This window comes from Pukyongia salina (assembly GCF_002966125.1).
GTDB classification, from domain to species: Bacteria; Bacteroidota; Bacteroidia; order Flavobacteriales; family Flavobacteriaceae; genus Pukyongia; species Pukyongia salina.
Genome location: NZ_CP027062.1, coordinates 640,649 through 660,090, shown reverse-complemented (window position 1 = coordinate 660,090; position 19,442 = coordinate 640,649). Strand labels below are relative to the sequence as shown.

The window sequence follows — 19,442 nt, the reverse complement described above, 5'->3', positions numbered from 1 at the left end:
AATGAGAATACTAATTATAGGTGGAAACGGAACTATAGGGCGTACGGTCACATCGCGGTTGGAGGAGAAGCATGAAGTGATCATTGCCGGAAGAACATCGGGTGATGTTACGGTCGATATTGCCGATTTGGAATCGGTTCGTCGCATGTTCGATTCGGTTGGGAAATTGGACGCTGTGGTTTGCATTGCAGGGGAAGCAAAGTGGGATCATTTCGACAAATTGAGTGAAGAAGATTTCTATGTAGGTATAAAAAGCAAATTAATGGGACAGGTAAACCTGGTGAAGGTTGGAAAGGAATTTATCAACCCCGGAGGCTCCATAACATTAACCACAGGTATCCTGGCAGACGACCCGGTTGAAATGACCACTAGTGCCGCAATGGTGAATGGGGCCATCCATAGCTTTGTTAAAGCTGTGGTTCTCGAACTTGATAATGTTAGGGTGAATGCGGTTTCGGCTGGTGTAGTAGAGGATGCATATGAAAAATATAAAGATTACTTCCCGGGTCATAACCCGGTGTCTATGAATAAAGTTGTGAACGGATATATTAAAAGTGTGGAAGGCAAAATAAACGGACAGGTGATTCGAGTGATAGAATAAGTAGAACTGAGCAAAGACTTCGAAAAAATGAATAAAACACAACATTATGTTACAGGGCAATGGGTAGACGGGACTGGTGACGGTTCTCCGGTATTCGATTCGGTAACAGGAGAACAGTTCACTTCCGTAACGGTGGAAGGCCTGGATATCCCGTCCATTCTTCAGTATGGAAGGGAAAAAGGAGAAACACTCCGGAAAATGACTTTTCAACAGCGAGGGTTAATGCTGAAAAAACTGGCCTTATATCTCACTAAGAAAAAAGATCAATTCTACGAACTTAGCTATCGTACTGGCGCGACCAAAGTAGATAGCTGGATCGATATTGAAGGAGGCTTCGGAAATCTTTTTGCCAATGCCTCTTTGAGGAAATTGTTTCCCAATCAGTCGTATCATGTGGAAGGAGAACCTATCGACCTTTCCCGAGGAGGTCGCTTTATGGCACATCATATCATGGTGCCAAGGCAAGGGGTAGTAGTACACATCAATGCATTTAATTTCCCGGTGTGGGGAATGTTAGAGAAATGCGCCGTAAACTGGATGGCAGGGATGCCGGCAGTTGTACTACCTGCACCTCAGACAGCATACTTAACCGAAGCAGTTGTTAAAGAAATTGTTGCTTCCGGAATTCTTCCTGAAGGCTCTCTGCAGCTTATTAGCGGCACCGCGCGAAATATCCTGGATACTGTCCAATCCCAGGATGTGGTAACCTTTACAGGGTCGGCAAGTACAGGACGAAAACTGAAGAACCACCCACAGATCATAGAGGAAGCTGTTCCGTTCACCATGGAGGCAGATTCTTTGAATGCATCTGTTTTAGCCGAAGACGCTGTCCCCGGCACTCCGGAATTCGATCTCTTTATCAAGGAAGTGAGAAAGGAAATGACGGTAAAAGCGGGTCAGAAATGTACCGCGATCCGCCGAATTATTGTGCCTGAAAAATTAATGGAAGATGTGCAGATCGAGTTGGGGAAACAATTGGATAAGGTAACAATAGGAGACCCCAGATTACAAGAAGTGCGTATGGGTGCTTTAGTGAGCGACGCACAGCGACAATCTGTAAAAGAACAGATTGGGAAGATAGCCTCTACGGCCGAGATAGTTTATGGGGACCTGGAAAATGTGGAAACGATTGGCGCCGATGCTAAGAAAGGTGCGTTCCTAAAACCAATTTTACTGCGGGAGAACGATCCTTTTAAGAATGAGGCTGCCCATGTGATAGAAGCCTTTGGTCCCGTAAGTACGTTAATGCCTTATAAAGATCTTAATGAGGCGATTACTTTAGCACAGATGGGGAAAGGATCTCTGGTTTCCTCTATAGCAACTTTCGATGATAAGATAGCAAAGGAATATGTGATTGGCGCGGCATCTCATCACGGGAGAATATTAGTGCTGAACAGGGAGAACGCACGTTTAAGTACTGGCCATGGCTCTCCTTTACCTACCCTTATTCACGGCGGACCCGGTAGAGCCGGGGGTGGCGAAGAAATGGGAGGTATGCGTGGAGTAAAGCATTACTTACAGCGATGTGCAGTACAGGGAACACCCACCACACTTACGGAGGTAACCGGGATATATCAGCCCAAAGGCGCCTACACGGAAGCCGAACAACATCCCTTTAAATATCATTGGGAGGATATTGAACCCGGCATGTCCTTGAAAACACACAAACGAACGATCACAGATGGTGATATCGTTAATTTTGCCAACTTAACCTGGGATCATTTTTATGCTCATACAGATATCACTTCCCTGGATGGCAGTATCTTCGAAAAGAGGACCGCTCATGGTTATTTCCTACTAGCCGCTGCTGCAGGTTTGTTTGTTTATCCAAATAAAGGTCCTGTTGCAGCGAACTACGGATTAGAGGATTGTAGGTTCCTACGCCCGATCTATCACAATGATACAATCTATGTGCGACTTACCTGCAAGCAAAAGATCGATCGCGATCAGCGGGGAACCGAGCTTCCCAGCGGTATCGTGAAGTGGTACGGGGAGGTTTTCGATGCGGAAGATGAGCTGGTGGCCATTGTAACCGTACTTACCATGGTTCAGAAGAAACAAACCACCTTTGTTGAAATGACCACCGAAAAAATAGATGAATGCCTCGATAAGCTTTCTGAAGAATCGATACCTAAATGGGGGGATCTAAGTCCTCAGCAAATGGTAGAACATTTGGAATATACCTACAGGATAGCATCGGGAGAGATCCAGGATTTCGAGATAAGCACTCCCGATAAGATCCTGGAAAAAGTACATGCCACCCTTTATAATTACGAAAAAATGCCTCGGGGATACGATTTCCCATTACGTGAGAAGTCTGCGATGCACCAATTAAGACATCCGGACCTCGAGACTGCCAAAGCTAAATTCAAGGAAGCAAGACAGGAATATTTAGAATATTTTAAAGCGAATCCTGATGCGCGAACGAAGAATGTTGTCTTTGGAGAATTGAACAGATTTGAATGGTACTTAATGGAACGTAAGCACCTGAATCATCATTTCGAACAATTTGACCTGATCTAAATCTAATTTTTTATGACCGCACCATACGTAAAAGAAGATATAAACAACGGTATTTCAACCATCGAATTCTTTCATCCGGCTCATAACAGCTTGCCAGGGGATCTGTTGGCTCAATTGGCGGAGACCATAAGCGGGGCGGGGGCAAACGATGAGGTGAAAGTGATCGTTTTAAAAAGTGGAGGTGACCGAACTTTTTGCGCAGGTGCCAGTTTCAAGGAACTAATTAATATTAATGATGCCGAAACGGGGCGAATCTTCTTTAGTGGTTTCGCCAATGTAATAAACGCCATGCGTAAATGCCCTAAGTTCATTATAGGGCGAATACAAGGAAAGACCGTTGGTGGAGGCGTAGGGGTGGCTTCGGCAACCGATTTTTGTATGGCCACAAAATTTGCTTCTATCAAGTTGAGTGAGTTGAACGTTGGGATAGGGCCGTTTGTGGTTGGTCCTGCAGTAGAGCGAAAATTAGGATTGAGCGGGATGTCGCAAATAGCGATCGATGCCAACAGTTTTTACGATGCAGAATGGGCCCGGCAAAAAGGATTGTACGCCCAGGTGTTCGAGTCCACCGAAAAGCTGGATGAGTCCGTCCAGAATTTTGCCGAACAGCTTTGCACGTATAACCCTGATGCTATGAAGGAAATGAAGGCAGTTTTTTGGAAAGGCACTGAAGACTGGGATGAGCTTTTGGCCGAACGGGCAGCGATTAGCGGAAGGCTGGTGCTTTCAGAATTTACAAAAGAAACATTAAAACGATTTAAATAACCCTCTAATACCAGGAATTACTAATGATATACAGTTTCAAAGGACATATACCGGTAATACACGAATCCAGTTTCGTGCATCCGCTGGCGGCCGTTACCGGGAACGTTATCATTGGCAGGAACTGTTACATCGGTCCGGGTGCGGCCATCCGCGGGGATTGGGGTGAGATCGTATTAGAAGACGGGGTGAATGTTCAGGAGAATTGTACGGTGCATATGTTTCCCGGGAAGAGCATAGTATTGAAAGAAGGAGCTCACGTGGGACATGGTGCTGTAATTCACGGCGCTAACCTGGGTAGGAATTGCCTGGTGGGAATGAATAGTGTTATCATGGATGATTCCGAAATAGGAGATGAATGTATTGTAGGTGCTATGAGTTTTGTGAAGGCCGAATCGAAATTTGTAAAGAGGCAGTTGATCGTTGGAAACCCGGCGAAGGCAATTAAAGAAGTTTCGGATGAAATGATCGAATGGAAAACTGCCGGAACCCGATTGTATCAGCAGCTGCCTACAGATTGCCATGCAAGTTTAAGAGAAGTGGAACCACTTAGATCCATACCTGAAAACAGACCTGTTCAAGAGGACTTTTATAAGACATTGGAACAATTTAAAAGGAACGAATGAGCAATTTTGAATTTAAAATGCCCAAAATGGGTGAAAGTATTACACAGGCTGCCATAATCAAATGGTTCAAGGGCGTGGGGGATACTATTGAATTTGATGAGATATTGCTGGAAGTTGCGACGGATAAGGTTGATTCGGAAGTTCCTTCGACTGTTTCGGGAGAAATAGTTGAATTGCTTTACCAGCCTAATGATGTGGTGGAGATAGGGGAGGTGATCGCCATTATTAAAACCGATGGGGAAGTTCCTAAAACAACTTCAGAAGATAAAAAATCAACGGAAACCGAAAAAACTACCGGCACTCCAAAATCTCAACCTAAAAGAAAATCCAAAGCAGTACCGGCAACCAATTTTAAGGTGAATGAGAATGTGTTTGTGAGTCCGTTGATAGACAGTATCGCAAGAGCACATCATGTTAGTTACGAAGAACTTGCCAGGATACCCGGGACGGGAAAAGATGGCCGGCTTCGGAAAAGTGATATTATGAATTATCTGGCTGAAGGCAGGCCATTCCAATTTGCTCAACCGGTTGTGGAGAGTCCAGGGTTTAAAGTGCCCGATCTTCAGTTTGATAAGGGTGCAGGGAAGGTGATCGAAATGGATCGTATGCGCCAGATGATAGCAGACCACATGGTGTTTAGTAAACATACCTCTCCTCATGTGACTGCCTACGTGGAAGCAGACCTTACCGATATGGTGAACTGGCGAAACGAGGTTAAAGAGAAATTTCAGAATAAATACAAAGAGAAATTAACTTTTACACCGCTATTTATAGAATGTATTGCTAAAGCAATTAAAGCTTACCCTATGATAAATTCTTCTCTGGATGGGAAGAATATTATTGTAAAAGAAGACATTAATATAGGTATGGCCACAGCCTTACCTTCCGGGAATTTGATCGTTCCTGTAGTTCGTAATGCCGATAAACTCGACCTCCCGGCACTGGCAGCAAGTACTAATGAGTTAGTTGCCAAGGCAAGGGACGGGAAGTTGTCTGCAGACGATACCCGAGGAAGTACTTTTACTATCAGTAATGTAGGCACCTTCGGGAGTTTGATGGGAACACCCATAATCAATCAGCCAGAAGCAGCTATCCTGGCGACAGGAATCATAAAAAAACGAGCCGAAGTAATGGAGGGTAGGAATGGTGATACGATCGAAATTAGACAGATGATGTACCTGTCATTGTCTTTCGATCATCGCATAGTTGATGGCTACCTGGCAGGATCTTTCTTAAGAAGGATCGCAGACGAAATGGAACAGTTTAACTTAAAACGAAAAATTTAAAGAATAGAATGATGGAGACCATGGAACAAATCAGTATTAAAAAAACAACTAATTCTAAACTAGCGTCATTGGATTTTAATTCGATTCCGCTAGGAAGAACCTTTACCGATCATATGTTTATTTGTGATTATAAGGATGGAAAATGGCAGCAGGCCCGAATAGAGCCACTCTCCGATATTCCTACTCACCCTGCGGCGATGGCCTTGCACTATGGGCAAGCCATTTTTGAAGGAATGAAGGCAACGCTGGATAGTGACGGGAAGCCATTAATTTTTCGACCCGATAAGAACGCAGAACGATTAAATTTTAGCGCACGACGAATGGGTATGCCCGAATTTCCCGAAGAGTTATTCGTGGAAGGATTGAAGGCATTTGTCGATATGGAGCGTAACTGGATTCCTCCAATGGAGGGCAGTGCATTGTACTTAAGGCCGTTTATGTATGCCGATGAACCCTTTATTGGAATGCGCGCAGCTACCAGTTTTAAATTTATGATCATTGCTTCACCCTCGGGGCCACTTTTCAGTAAACCCATAAAATTATGGGCCGAAAAGAAATTTATCCGTGCGGTGGAAGGAGGAACCGGAGAAGCGAAAGCAGCAGGAAATTACGCTGCGGCAATCCGGCCTACAGAAATAGCGAAAGCCAAAGGGTATGACCAGGTGCTGTGGCTGGACGCCATTGAGCATAAGTATATTCAGGAAGTGGGCACTATGAATATCTTCTTTAAGATCAACGGTGCGTTTATTACTCCTAGTCTTGATGGCGCGATATTAAATGGAATTACTCGCTTAAGCGTGATCGAACTTTTAAAATTTAAAGGCTACGAGGTAACTGAAAGGCCGATCACCATTGATGAGATATTAGAAGCAGAAAAGAATGGGACCCTTGAAGAGGCCTTCGGAACAGGAACCGCTGTGGGGATCGCATATATTGAAGCTATAGGTAGTGAGGACCAAGTGATCCATATTTCCGATGAGCATCCGGTTGGACAGGATGTAAACGAAACGTTGAATAAAATAAAAACAGGAAAGATAGAAGATCCGTTTGGGTGGATGGTAAAGATCGATTAAAAATGATCAAGGATAATTTAATCACTGTGAATAATAGTAAACTGAAGAAAGAGATACTTGTAAAGGGTTTTAAAAACCTGTGCACTGCCAAAGCACTTACATATCTGTATGAGGAAAACTTTAAAACAGTTTCCAAGTATGTGCATGCTACTTCCCGTGGACATGAAGTGATCCAGACAGCGGTGGGTTTACAGTTAAAACCTCAGGACTACGCCTTTCCTTACTATCGGGATGATGCCATGTTATTGTCCATCGGTATGAGGCCATACGATCTTATGCTTCAGGTTTTAGCCAAAAGAGACGATCCGTTTTCCGGAGGCCGAACATATTATTCGCACCCTAGTCTTAGAGAAGACGATAAACCTAAAATTCCTCATCAAAGCTCGGCTACAGGCATGCAGGCCATTCCGGCAACGGGTGTGGCAATGGGATTCTGGTATAAGGAAGCCGAAGGAATTTCAGAACTTGATCCGGCTGGGAATTCTATAGATAATCCTGTGGTTGTATGCTCATTGGGAGATGCTTCGGTAACCGAAGGTGAAATTTCGGAAGCCTTCCAGATGGCAGCTCTTAAACAATTGCCTATTCTTTATCTGGTACAGGACAATGGATGGGATATTTCGGCAAATGCAGCAGAGACCCGTGCACAGAATGCTTTTGAATACGCCGCCGGATTCCATGGACTGGAAGCAGTATCCATCGATGGAACCGATTTTATCGAAAGTTATACCACCATTTCAAAAGTTCTGGATACAATCAGGAATGAGCGTAGGCCGTTTTTGGTTCACGCAAGAGTGCCATTGTTAAATCATCATACCTCCGGGGTTAGGATGGAATGGTACCGGGACGATCTGGAAGAGGCTCAGTCCCGTGATCCGTACCCTAAAATGAAGGCATTATTAAAGGAAACAGGCTTTACCGACAACGAAATTCAGGAATTCGAGAATAATTGTATTGATATAGTACGAGCAGATTTTGAAAAAGCCCTAAAGGCAGAGGACCCAAGGCCTGAGGATCTCTTTACTCACGATTTCGCTCCCACACCCATCGTGGAAGAAACAGGCGATAGAAGTCCGAAAGGAGCCGACAAAGTGGTGATGGTGGATTGCGCACTTTTCGCGATAGAAGAACTGATGCGAAAACATAAAGAATGCCTGCTCTATGGCCAGGATGTTGGTGGAAGACTGGGAGGTGTTTTTAGGGAAGCAGCTACACTTGCCCAAAAATTTGGGGATAACAGGGTATTCAATACGCCAATTCAGGAAGCATTTATCGTAGGTTCAACCGTAGGGATGAGTGCAGTTGGTTTAAAGCCTATAGTTGAGGTTCAGTTTGCAGATTATATCTGGCCTGGACTTAACCAGTTGTTCACCGAGGTAAGCCGTAGTTGCTATTTATCGAATGGTAAATGGCCGGTATCCATGATCCTGAGAGTACCAATAGGAGCCTATGGGAGCGGTGGTCCGTATCATTCATCTTCTGTGGAAAGCGTAGTTACCAATATCCGTGGTTTGAAGATAGCTTATCCAAGCAATGGTGCCGATTTAAAAGGGCTTTTAAAAGCTGCCTATTACGACCCGAATCCTGTAGTTATCTTCGAGCACAAGGGGCTATATTGGAGTAAGGTTCCCGGAACCAAAGGAGCTACTTCGGTAGAACCTGCCGAAGACTACATCCTTCCCTTCGGAAAAGCATGGGTATTACAAGAAATCTGGAAGCAGGAAAACGAAGAGACTCTATCTATAATAACCTATGGTATGGGAGTTCACTGGGCGATGAATGCTTCTGAAGAACTAGGTCTTCAGGATAAGATCGAAGTTGTAGACCTTAGAACCTTACATCCTTTGGATTATGACACCGTATTTAAAAGTGTAAAAAAATGTGGTAAATGCCTTGTTGTGACCGAAGAACCTACCGATAATAGCTTTAGTAGGGCATTGCAGGGTAGAATCCAGGAGGAGTGTTTTCAAGAACTGGACGCACCTGTAATGATCATTGGTAGTGAGAATATGCCGGCGATCCCGCTTAATAGCACGTTAGAACAAACCATGATCCCTTCTGTTGAAAAAGTGAAGGATAAGATAAATGAGATCCTGGGTTATTAAATAAAAAGGAGCGCCTTAGACGCTCCTTGCAACAATACTAAACAAAACTCCAAACATTATTGTTTGATCAACTTTACTGTTTCTGAAGCGTTACCAACAATTACTGTGGCGAAATAGGTGCCTGCGGCATAACCGGAAAGATTGATTCCGATTGCGTTTCCATCTCCAGCTACTTTGGTTAGTTTTTGCCCTAGTAGATTATAAATGGTTACCGAAGTTATGGGGTCGTTAGCACGAATATCGAGTATGTCCTTTACAGGGTTTGGACCGTAGTACAGGCCTTCCACTTTATTATCTGTAACACCAAGAGTTTCGTCGTAAATGAGAAGATCGAAGGTAGCATTATCTGGCATATTAGATAAATCTTCGGTGTAAATGCTCCAGTTGGATCCATCATACCACACACCCATGTTGTGATCCATTATCACATTAGAAGGATCTCCCGAAATACCCCAATTGTGGCCAAATACAAAAACTGCATTCGGGTCACCGTTCAAGACCGGATGATCGATCAGGGTGTAATTACCAAATATATTACTTGGAATAGCCACGTGTCTCATGGTTTGTACATCTGCTCCATTCACCGCTACAAAAAAAGCGGAGCCTAAGGGTATAGTGCTGCCGTCCTCACTATAGATGATCCATCTGTCCAGTGTATCGTCGTACCAAAAACCATAGACAGTATCATTGTATTGATTGTTAGGATTATAATAGGTAGTTAAAACGGCATGAGCATTTGGATTACCGTTTAATAGTGGGCTATTTAAAACGGTGTATGAGTCTATAGCTCCTTGATTGCCAACCGTGGCAATATGAGTTATGGTAGCAGTGTTTGTAGAATAATAAACATTATACGAACTATCCGGAACAATATTTACACCCGGATTCTCATTGTAAATGGCCCATTGTTGGGAAAAGGTGTCGTACCATACTCCGGTAACATTATCGTTATACACGCCGGAAGACCCCACAGGGTTCCAGTTGTGGCTAACCACTAAATTGGCATTTGGGTTAGCATTAAGGTCCGGATGATCGATGTAAGTAACATTAAATGAACTGTTCGCGACCGTAGCGGTATGAACGAACATCGAATTTTGTGCTACACCAAAGGTGGTTGCCAGCACTAGTAAGAAAGTAAAAATTGTTTTCATTGTAGATTATTTAAAAGGTTAATTTTATGTGTCTGTTAATCATGGTGTAAAAGTAGATTCCTACTTCATCACTATCGATAGCTAAAGACTCTGTTTTAGGTGGGGATTTTTCCTTTATTATTTGAGAAAAAACCTAACATGACTAAAGTATAATCCCCTTCTATCAACCTATGTTACTATTGTAACAAAAGATATAATTATGGTAACATTACCTGGGGATCGAAGGGAGCACTAGGAGATAGGTAACATAAATTCACTCGAAAGACAGCATTTATCTAACACAAGTCCTTTAATAAGCATCATTTTAAATAGCACGGTGTTAAATAATAAGGATAACCGGTGGAGAGCCCACGCAAATGAGAACGGAATCAATAAACTATTAGTAAATCAACTAATAATATGCTTCTAAAGCGCGAAGAAAACGGGGGTGAGTCTAAATAAAAAACCCTCCAAAATGGAGGGTTTGTTTTTAATTCATTGAATTTCCAGGTGGGTATTTCATTAAGATCTCTCGCACTATCTCTCTAATGCGAGCTTCCTTTTTATCAATATTCCCGCTTGTGATCAATCGTGCACTTCCTACACCTTGCCAAACCAATTCGTTGGTTTTAGCATCGATGAGGTCTATGTAAAGAGACCCTTCTGTGGATCGGGAAACGGAATTTCCGTAATAACCTCCATACCACCAGGGATTCCAACCCCAGCCCCATCCGAAATTATTATTGTAAACGTTTATTCGTTCCCGTTCTTTAGTGAATATACTAACCAGAAGATCGGGAGAATCAGACTTGTTAAGGCCTTTCGCCGCTAATTCAGAATTTATGGCCCGAAGAATACGTTTTTTATCAAGGTCTGAGATCTCGGCCTTGTCTATCCCGGGCTTATAAAAAGCAAAAGAATTGTATTCATTAAAATTGGCCTGACGGTCATAGTCGCTCACAACCCGTACCGTGGTACAGGAAGTAAAGACAAAAAGTACTAAAAGTAATGTTGTGAATTTAAGTGATTTCATAGCATATGGTTTACTTAAACAAATTGTTATCGACGAAATTCGGAAGCGTTACTTTTAGGTTTGGATTGTCTCTCATTGCTCGTTTGATGGCGAAAACGGCTTCTTCATTTCTCGCCCAACTTCTTCGGGCTATCCCATTATTCACGTCCCAGAAAAGCATGCCTTCCAGACGACGTTGGGCTTCCTTACTTCCATCAAGAACCATACCGAAACCTCCATTAATCACTTCTCCCCAACCAACACCTCCTCCGTTGTGAATACTTACCCAGGTAGCTCCGCGAAAGCTATCTCCAATTACATTATGGATGGCCATATCGGCAGTAAAACGACTGCCGTCATAAATATTGGACGTTTCTCTGTAAGGAGAGTCGGTGCCAGAAACATCATGATGGTCGCGACCTAGTATAACTGGACCTATTTTCCCTTCGGAAATGGCCTTATTAAATGCCGAAGCAATTTGTATGCGACCGTCCGAATCTGCATAGAGAATACGCGCCTGCGATCCAACCACCAGTTTGTTCTCCTGCGCCCCTTTTATCCATTTTATATTATCTGCCATTTGCTGCTGGATTTCTTCAGGGGCGTTTACTTTCAGTTGCTCGAGGACAGCTGTTGCGATCTCATCGGTTTTCGCTAGATCATCGGGATCACCCGAAGCACATACCCAGCGGAATGGCCCAAATCCATAATCGAAACACATCGGGCCCATAATATCCTGAACATAACTTGGATATTTAAATTCCCGAACCGGATCATCGGTGCAAACATCGGCACCTGCCCTGGAAGCCTCCAAAAGAAATGCATTCCCATAATCGAAAAAATAAGTGCCTCTTTCGGTGTGTTTGTTAATTGCTGCAGCATGGCGTCTCAGGCTTTGCCTTACCTTTTCTTTAAATCCTTCAGGATCACTAGCCATCATGTCATTGGCCTCTTCATAGGTCATTCCCACAGGATAATAACCACCTGCCCATGGATTGTGAAGAGAGGTTTGATCGCTTCCCAGATCGATCTTAATATTCTCTTCAGCAAAAAATTCCCATACATCCACTACATTTCCATCATAGGCTATGGATACAGTTTCTCCATTGGCACAGGCTTTCCTAACCCGATCTGCCAGTTGTTTTAGGTTTGAAATGATCTCATCCACCCATCCCTGCGAATGTCTTGTTTGAGTGGCTTTTTTATTTACTTCGGCGCAGACAGTAACACAACCTGCAATATTGCCGGCTTTAGGCTGTGCACCACTCATTCCTCCCAAACCGGAAGTTACAAATAGACCGCCCTTAGGGTCTTTATTTATTTTTCTGAATCCGTTCAAAACTGTTATTGTCGTTCCGTGAACAATTCCCTGTGGGCCAATATACATATAGCTTCCCGCCGTCATCTGTCCGTACTGCGTAACCCCTAAAGCGTTGAATTTTTCCCAGTCGTCCTGACTCGAATAATTGGGAATCATCATTCCGTTGGTAACAACCACCCTTGGAGCTTCTTTATGGGAGGGGAACAATCCCAATGGATGCCCCGAATACATGACTAGTGTTTGCTCGTCGTTCATTTCAGCCAGGTACTTCATGACCAGTCTGTATTGGGCCCAATTCTGAAATACCGCACCGTTTCCTCCATAGGTGATCAATTCATGCGGATGTTGTGCTACCGCATGATCCAGATTATTTTGGATCATTAACATGATCGCTTTGGCCTGTTCAGACTTACCGGGATATTGGGAAATACCTCTGGCGAATATCTTGTGTATCGGTCTGTAACGATACATATAGATGCGGCCGTAAGCTTCTAGTTCTTCAGCAAATTCGGGTAGGAGGGAGCTATGGAGTTTACTCGGGAAATACCGCAAGGCATTCCGAAGTGCCAGTTCTTTTTCATAATCGGTCAAGATCTCCTTTCGTTTAGGGGCGTGATTTACGTCGGGGTCGTAAGGTTTAGGGTCTGGTAGTTGATCTGGAATTCCTTCTAGTATTTCTTCTTGAAATGTCATTTGTTTTGGGTATTCGTTTTGGTGTTGAAGCCATACGGGCAATGTCTGCAACCGCTTTCACAGCAATAGCCTCTTTTTAAGTGATATTGCTCTGTAAAACACTTATAGCCTTCCGGGGTTATGTAATAATCCCCTTCTTCGAGCTCGTTCTTTTTGTTAAAAAAAGTCATTACACAAAAATACCAATTTCCTATCTTGTATTCATGATCGTATTGGTGAATCGTTTCTTACTTCGTAAAAATTTTCTGGGAATAAGTCTATGGCCATTTATAATTCTGAAGCGAAAAGATCTTAAGCAAGATAAAGTCTTCATTAATCACGAAAAGATACATTTAAGACAGCAGGTTGAATTTCTAATAATTCCATTTTATTTGTGGTATCTCATGGAGTATGTATATAGATTGATCCAATACCGATCGACAAAGCTTGCTTATAGGAATATTAGCTTTGAAAGAGAAGCATATGCGAATGAAAAAGACCTCAATTATCTGAAATCAAGGTCTTTTTGGAGGTTTTTAAAATACGTTTAATTATTGTATAACGGTTAATGTCATATGCTGGTTATCGGGATTTGTAACCGGAAAAATAGCTGCGTTCGGTGTTCCCAGGATACCTCCTACCAGCCCTTGAACGCTGAAGGTGTATGTCGTCCCTATGGTTAAACCCGTCACCAATTTTGAGAATGATGCAGACCAGGTAGTTACGGTACCTGTAACATCATCATAGCTTTGGATCTTATTATTGGTTCCGCCTATCGTAGTTCCCGAAGTAACATTTCGAACTCTTAATTGAACTGCGGCCATAGAGTTGGTATAACCGAAACCGGATGCAGTTAGCATAACCAAAACCGAGCTTTTTCTGGCAGTAAATGTAAGAGTTGGCATGCTGGGTACATTTGCAAAGGTCGCACTCGAAATTTGGATATCGGTTGCGAGGGAAACAGAATGAGCCGCTGGAGATGAATCTTCAACACGCATCCACCTGGATCCATTGTTTGTGTAGATTCCTGGAAAAATATCGGCAGTTGTTGCCGTATTGTATACGGTCATCCCTGCAACATGAGATGAAAGTGGTGCAGCACCACCAGAAGAAGTAAGTGCTACTCGTGGTAAAAGTACACCTCCCACATTGATAGAAGCATCTATATCTAACAATGCGTTACTGTTAGGTGTTGTTGTTCCAATACCAACCTGGCCGTATCCGGCAATAGTAAATATGAGCAGTAAGAAAATCGAAAACAATTTTGGGGGTCGGGGGAGTTAATTGTTTTCATAAAACACATTTATGAATTATGAATGTATAAAATGATTTAATAATAGAAGAATTATTCCCGTGGATTCATGTTTTTTTTCGAGTATATGTATAAATAATCCGTTGATTTGTAAGTACATAAGTAAAAAGGCAGTAAAAAACGTACGCGTAAAAAAAAAGCCTGAACATCAGTTCAGGCTTTTTTATCGAGATTGAGATCTGGTTATTTTTTTATGATCTTTTTGGTCACCGAACCGACTTCGGTATCCACTTTCACAAAGTAGATTCCTGTTTCGAGATTAGTCACACTAAGTGATACCGAATTTTGTTTGTCATCGATTTCTTCAGAAAGTCTTCTTCCACGAACATCGTAGACTTCGATGGCTTTTAGGTATGTAGCCGGTGAGCTGATATTAATAATGTTATCAGCCGGGTTAGGATAAACCACAACACTATTGAGTTTGTTAGCTACAGAACCTAAGGATCCGTCCTGTTCGAATTGAAGTGTAAATCTACCGTCGAAGGTACCTTGTCCACTGGTAAACTCATAGTCGTTGGCACTTAGTTCGGTTATTACATTCTCTCTGTGGTCGATCAGGTATACCGTTACTCCCGGAAGGACACTACCTTCCAAAGAGGAAATTGATATCACGTAATTAGTTTCACTTTCCACCTGTGAGCTAAAGCCCATTGGGATCTTAATTTCGGCATCGAAGGTTTCACGGGTTTGAATACCCAGTTGCTCGGTACCGTCCTCAAGATGTGAGTAAAGGGAAATTATGGTGGCAAGTCTGTTAGAATCGAAATTGGCATCCAATTGTGCACTACCATCAGGTCTAAATGCAATACCGGCATAACTGCGAACGTCAAATTGAGTGTTTTCCACTTTCAGTATCATTTTCTCTAGTCCTTCGGGATTACGCAGGGTGGTATTACCGGAGGTGAGTCTCATACTATTAGTAAAAGATACTGTTCCGGCTCCAAAAGCTTTGATCGAGAATCCTTGTCCGGTAGAGATCACTCCATTAGGTGTGGTGGATGTACCGGGATCGTTTGCTGCGGGTACCCCCATTGTACCGTTGTACATAGAGATATCGTCCATGGAAACGTTAATTGTGTTCGCTCCTGGGATGGCTGCACTGGGCGCTGTTAGGTGTTCCCAGAAATATACTTCGTTCACCAGGGCGTTATCATTTACAAATGCACTGGCATCGATAGGAGATGCGTATGGATTTGCGAGCATGTTCGGTGTTCCGTCCGGGTTTGACCCCAGGCCATTAAAGATAATGGATCTGGTTACTGTACCGTTGTTTAGGGTTCCCAGGGTGTAATTCATATCGAATTGCAGGGTTGAGACAGGTGGTGGTCCGTTATAGGCCGGATCGTTATAGGCTGCTTGCGGATAAACCAGGAAGCCTTCTCCAGGGGTAATGGTCCCACTAGCCGGGTTCCAGTCGTCGAAGTTATCATCGGCAAAATTGGTTCCTCCAGCCGGAACGCCCGAATGAGGAATAAAATTAGCCGGAGTATAAGCCTGTACATTGTACGCCCCGTTAAATACACCTGTGCGTGTTTCGGTGGTCATGGGGCTTCCCATGATCATAAAATCACGATTCTTCAGTGGAGGTGTGGTTAATTCAACGTCTATACTTCCATTCTTTATTACTGAAGCGGTAGCATCACTTTGCACTACGCTTCCCTGATGTTTTACTATCAGGTTCCCGTTAACTGTAATGTCTTTTTCGATATTTATGTAATCGTTCGCCTGAATAGTAAGTGTGCGTCCGGCATCGATCTCGCATGAACATGCATCGAAACTGGTATTTGCGCCTGCACCCGTATCATAATCACTGGCGATCTTCGCGTTACTACCAATATCAGGAACTCCGTTAGACCATGACCCGCCGCTAAACTCGGTAGTTTCAGCAGCCACAGTTACCTGGGCTACACAAGACGATCTGTTTCCATAGTCATCTTCCACAGTTAGGGTAACGTTAAACACACTACCAACATCTGCACAAGTAAAGGTGGTTTGTCCATCAAGAGACATACTTACTATACCCATATTATCTGTTGAACCATTATCAACATCATTTGCGTTAATAGTTACGGTTCCCGTAGCTTTGTTCAAGGTTGCCGTAATATTCTGGCAAACAACGGTTGGGTCTGTTTCGTCAAAGTTCGGATCTTTCACTACAAAGAATCCGGTATTGTAATTACTAATGATCAGGTTTCCACTGGGGAAATATGGGTATACATTCCATGCACCGTTGAACGTAGCCGAATTACTGGAAGGCCATGTATCGAAATAATCTACTTCGGTCATTGCAGAGACTCCCTGGTCCAGGTCGCCAAGTTTAATAACTCTCAAACCGGCTCCATAACTGGCCTGGTAGAATCTATTCCCTCTCACGTAGCCGTTATGGTCGATCGCGGCAGTAGGCCCGTAGTAATTGAAAGCTATATTAGGGTTGTCCAGATCATCAAGATTTAAAACGATAGTTTTCGTATTGAAACCGTAACCCTGTTCATCGGTTTCGTCTCCAAGAATAAAAAATCTTTTATCCTCGGTAAACCATCCCTGGTGTGTATAGCTAAAATTAGGATATGTAATAGTTGAAATCACGGTAACGCTGGCCTTATTGGTAACGTCCAATAATACTATCTCGTCTTCATTAGCTCCAATGAAAATCTCACGACCCTGGTAATCCTGATCAGGACCATCATAGATTACAACTTGCGCATCGTGGGTGTATCCTCTTGCAGAATAACCACCTAAACTCACCGGACTAGCAGGGGTGGTGATATCGATAAAATGAGGGCCTCCACTATAGATATTAGCACCTAACACGTAGGCAATCCCAGTGTCCTCGTTAATAATAATATTATGGGCATCTCCAAAACCATTGTAATGAGCGGTATTTGAGAAAATCCTGTTGGGGTTGGTTGAAAGTCCTCTTAATGTTGTTAGATCAAAGATCTGCATACCATGTCCAGATGCTTCACTTACAATAAATGCGTGGTTGTTGTAAACCTTAACATCTCTCCAGGCGCTATTACTTGTTTGTGTCATCAGCCTTCCTAGTCTTCTTGGATTCACCGGATCGGTGATGTCTATAAAGAAAGTACTGTTATTTAGTCCAACGATGGCGTATTCCTTTTGGTCTAAAGGATCTGTCCATCCCCAGGAATCGTTTCCTGAAGACGCACCTAACTGAGAAAGTGATAAATATGATTGAAGTGTTAGGCCGTCACAAGGATAGCTTCCTGCCATACCACCAGAACATGGTGTTTGGGCAGTTACCAGACTGAAATTGATCAGTAAAGCGAAAAGTAAGTATCTGTTCATAATACGGGGTGTATTTATAAAGTTTAAAGTAAAGTTCTTATTCATCGATAAAAGTAAATTCTACAGCACACGGGATACTAATTCCCACATGACCTCTACCGGTACCTGAGTTTCCTCCGTTAACGTAGTGTGTTGCAACGAAAACATCGACTTCAAGCCGGAAATTATAGGTTTGTCCGGCTGTTAAATTCACGTATTGGATAAAATTAGAGTCATGTATAAATTGTTCCTGATATGTAGGGTTGTTATATAGTGAGTAGGAGTGTGTGTATATAAGATTGCTGCTTCCGTCGAAGGTGAATCTAAAAAGCCCTTCCATGGTGGCCATCATAATATTACCAGCAGAAGGTGTTACCACTTGTCCGCCACCAAAATTAAAACTGGCTTTTACCTTATATGTTCCTGTATATTTGGCTGTAAAAGTAGATCCGGCGCCTAAACCAGGTACATCTACCCAGTCTGAAGAACCAGAATTATACGAAGTATCTCCGGTAACCGTTCTCAGGTCTAATGGAGATTGCTCGAATAAAGCAGAGTCTTGTCTTAAATACTGAGGGTTCCACCTGGAACCATTCCAGGCATAAATACCGGGAGAAACATCATTAGCACCGGTTGTAGTAGTAGCGGTATTAAAGACCACGGTTCCTACTTCCAGTGCGCCTCCCTGAGGATTAGTTACAGGGGCCGCAACATTATCGGCTGTGAGGGCTACTTTTGGAAATACAAACCCGGCCGAATTGCTATTAGACAGATCCAGCATTCCCTGAGGAGCCTCGGTACCAATACCGATTTGAGCCTGTAGAGCTGTAACTGCAAGAAATAGCGTAGCGAGGGCGAATATAGATTTGATCGTTAATTTCATAATAGCTATTGTTTAATAGTATATATCAAAGTTTTTTAGTCACCCAGGTAGGTGAATTCGATGTAACATGGGATTTCACTTCCTACGTATCCCCTTCCGTCTGTAATTACTAAATTTCCTCCGTTCATTAATTTTGCATCCGTATACTGATCAAATTCCAAAGAAAAAATGTAAGACTGATTCTGGACCAGATTTACATAAAATGTCTTAGTGGTTTGGACCCACGAGTCTGCAAATTGTCTTCCTCCGCTAATATGAGCGTTATATGTTGAGAAAGATTTAGCTTTTATGATATTAGCTGTACCATCGAATGTAAACCTAAAGTCGCCTTCGGTCATGGTGGTTTCAACATCGGTTGTGGTATTCATATTTCCACCGCCATAGGTAAGTTTTACTTCAATTCGATATAGACCGGAATAATTTGCTGTAAATGTTCTTAGATCGGCAGCACCCACTCCAGGTACGTCCTGGAATCCCAAAGCAGCCGAACTTCTTAGAACAGAAGTTTGCGGATACATTTCCTGTTGCCTTTTAAAGAAGTGAATTATCCACTGGGAGCCATCCCAGGAGTAAATTCCCGGTTCAACATCGTTTGAACCTGTATTTGTTGTATTAGTGTTAAAAACTGTTGTTCCAACCGCCAGTGCTCCACCTAAAGGATTTACCACCGGTGCTGCCACATTGGTAGCGGTTAATGCCACACTTGGATAAACTACACCGTAAGTACTACTGTCTATATCCAAAATTCCTTTTGGTGAAGTGGTGCCAATCCCAACCTGGGCAAAAGTGGTTATACCAGCCAGAAAAAACAGAACACAAATATGTAATAGCGTATTATTTTTCATCGT

Annotated in this window: 15 protein-coding genes; 7 read left to right on the top strand and 8 right to left on the bottom strand. The window is 43.0% G+C overall.

All coding sequences use genetic code 11. From position 1 onward, the window contains the following. Nucleotide 1 precedes the first annotated feature (1 nt). From C5O00_RS03005 to C5O00_RS02975, 7 genes are read left to right on the top strand one after another with little or no spacing between them, the layout of a single operon-like run. Nucleotides 2–601: a short chain dehydrogenase gene (locus C5O00_RS03005; protein ID WP_105214817.1), complete on the top strand. Its 600-nt coding sequence runs from the start codon at nucleotides 2–4 to the stop codon at nucleotides 599–601. A gap of 27 nt (nucleotides 602–628) precedes the next feature. Continuing rightward, nucleotides 629–3,124, top strand: coding sequence for a phenylacetic acid degradation bifunctional protein PaaZ (paaZ, locus tag C5O00_RS03000; protein ID WP_105214815.1), 2,496 nt, complete (start codon nucleotides 629–631; stop codon nucleotides 3,122–3,124). Between the two features lie 12 nt (nucleotides 3,125–3,136). Beyond that, a complete protein-coding gene (locus C5O00_RS02995) occupies nucleotides 3,137–3,889 on the top strand; it encodes an enoyl-CoA hydratase/isomerase family protein (RefSeq protein ID WP_105214813.1) in 753 nt (250 codons plus the stop codon). A 23-nt stretch (nucleotides 3,890–3,912) separates the two neighbouring features. Further along, nucleotides 3,913–4,512, top strand: a complete 600-nt coding sequence (locus C5O00_RS02990) for an acyltransferase (protein ID WP_105214812.1) — start codon at nucleotides 3,913–3,915, stop codon at nucleotides 4,510–4,512. Then, a complete protein-coding gene (locus tag C5O00_RS02985; protein WP_105214810.1) occupies nucleotides 4,509–5,798 on the top strand; it encodes a dihydrolipoamide acetyltransferase family protein in 1,290 nt (429 codons plus the stop codon). The genes C5O00_RS02990 and C5O00_RS02985 overlap by 4 nt, the downstream gene beginning before the upstream one ends. Before the next feature lie 20 nt (nucleotides 5,799–5,818). Beyond that, on the top strand, nucleotides 5,819–6,871 hold the full coding sequence (locus C5O00_RS02980) for a branched-chain amino acid aminotransferase (protein WP_317046432.1): 1,053 nt from the start codon (nucleotides 5,819–5,821) through the stop codon (nucleotides 6,869–6,871). 2 nt (nucleotides 6,872–6,873) lie between these two features. After that, the gene (locus tag C5O00_RS02975) at nucleotides 6,874–8,976 is read left to right on the top strand and encodes an alpha-ketoacid dehydrogenase subunit alpha/beta (protein ID WP_105214807.1); all 2,103 of its coding nucleotides are present in this window, start codon (nucleotides 6,874–6,876) and stop codon (nucleotides 8,974–8,976) included. A gap of 56 nt (nucleotides 8,977–9,032) precedes the next feature. Here the strand turns inward: C5O00_RS02975 and C5O00_RS02970 are convergent, their stop codons facing one another. The 8 genes from C5O00_RS02970 to C5O00_RS02935 all read right to left on the bottom strand — a co-directional run bounded on the left by C5O00_RS02970 (nucleotide 9,033) and on the right by C5O00_RS02935 (nucleotide 19,439). Beyond that, on the bottom strand, nucleotides 9,033–10,127 hold the full coding sequence (locus tag C5O00_RS02970; protein WP_105214805.1) for a T9SS type A sorting domain-containing protein: 1,095 nt from the start codon (nucleotides 10,125–10,127) through the stop codon (nucleotides 9,033–9,035). A 469-nt stretch (nucleotides 10,128–10,596) separates the two neighbouring features. Then, nucleotides 10,597–11,139, bottom strand: coding sequence for a DUF4136 domain-containing protein (locus C5O00_RS02965; RefSeq protein WP_105214803.1), 543 nt, complete (start codon nucleotides 11,137–11,139; stop codon nucleotides 10,597–10,599). Between the two features lie 10 nt (nucleotides 11,140–11,149). Then, on the bottom strand, nucleotides 11,150–13,132 hold the full coding sequence (hutU, locus tag C5O00_RS02960) for a urocanate hydratase (protein WP_105214801.1): 1,983 nt from the start codon (nucleotides 13,130–13,132) through the stop codon (nucleotides 11,150–11,152). After that, entirely contained in the window at nucleotides 13,129–13,302 is a 174-nt protein-coding gene (locus C5O00_RS14440; protein WP_158676767.1) for a C1orf53 family protein, read from the bottom strand. Before C5O00_RS14440 ends, hutU begins: the two co-directional genes overlap by 4 nt. A 360-nt stretch (nucleotides 13,303–13,662) precedes the next feature. Beyond that, nucleotides 13,663–14,373 carry a phage tail-like protein gene (locus C5O00_RS02950; RefSeq protein ID WP_105214797.1) on the bottom strand — a complete coding sequence of 237 codons (711 nt, stop codon included), beginning with the start codon at nucleotides 14,371–14,373 and terminating at the stop codon, nucleotides 13,663–13,665. A 233-nt stretch (nucleotides 14,374–14,606) separates the two neighbouring features. Further along, a complete protein-coding gene (locus tag C5O00_RS02945; RefSeq protein WP_158676766.1) occupies nucleotides 14,607–17,732 on the bottom strand; it encodes a choice-of-anchor B family protein in 3,126 nt (1,041 codons plus the stop codon). 37 nt (nucleotides 17,733–17,769) lie between these two features. Further along, nucleotides 17,770–18,594 (bottom strand): phage tail-like protein, encoded by an 825-nt coding sequence (locus C5O00_RS02940; protein ID WP_105214793.1) that lies wholly within the window; start codon nucleotides 18,592–18,594, stop codon nucleotides 17,770–17,772. Between the two features lie 35 nt (nucleotides 18,595–18,629). Then, complete coding sequence (locus tag C5O00_RS02935; protein WP_105214791.1) at nucleotides 18,630–19,439, bottom strand: phage tail-like protein; 810 nt, start codon at nucleotides 19,437–19,439, stop codon at nucleotides 18,630–18,632. Between the last annotated feature and the right edge of the window lie 3 nt (nucleotides 19,440–19,442).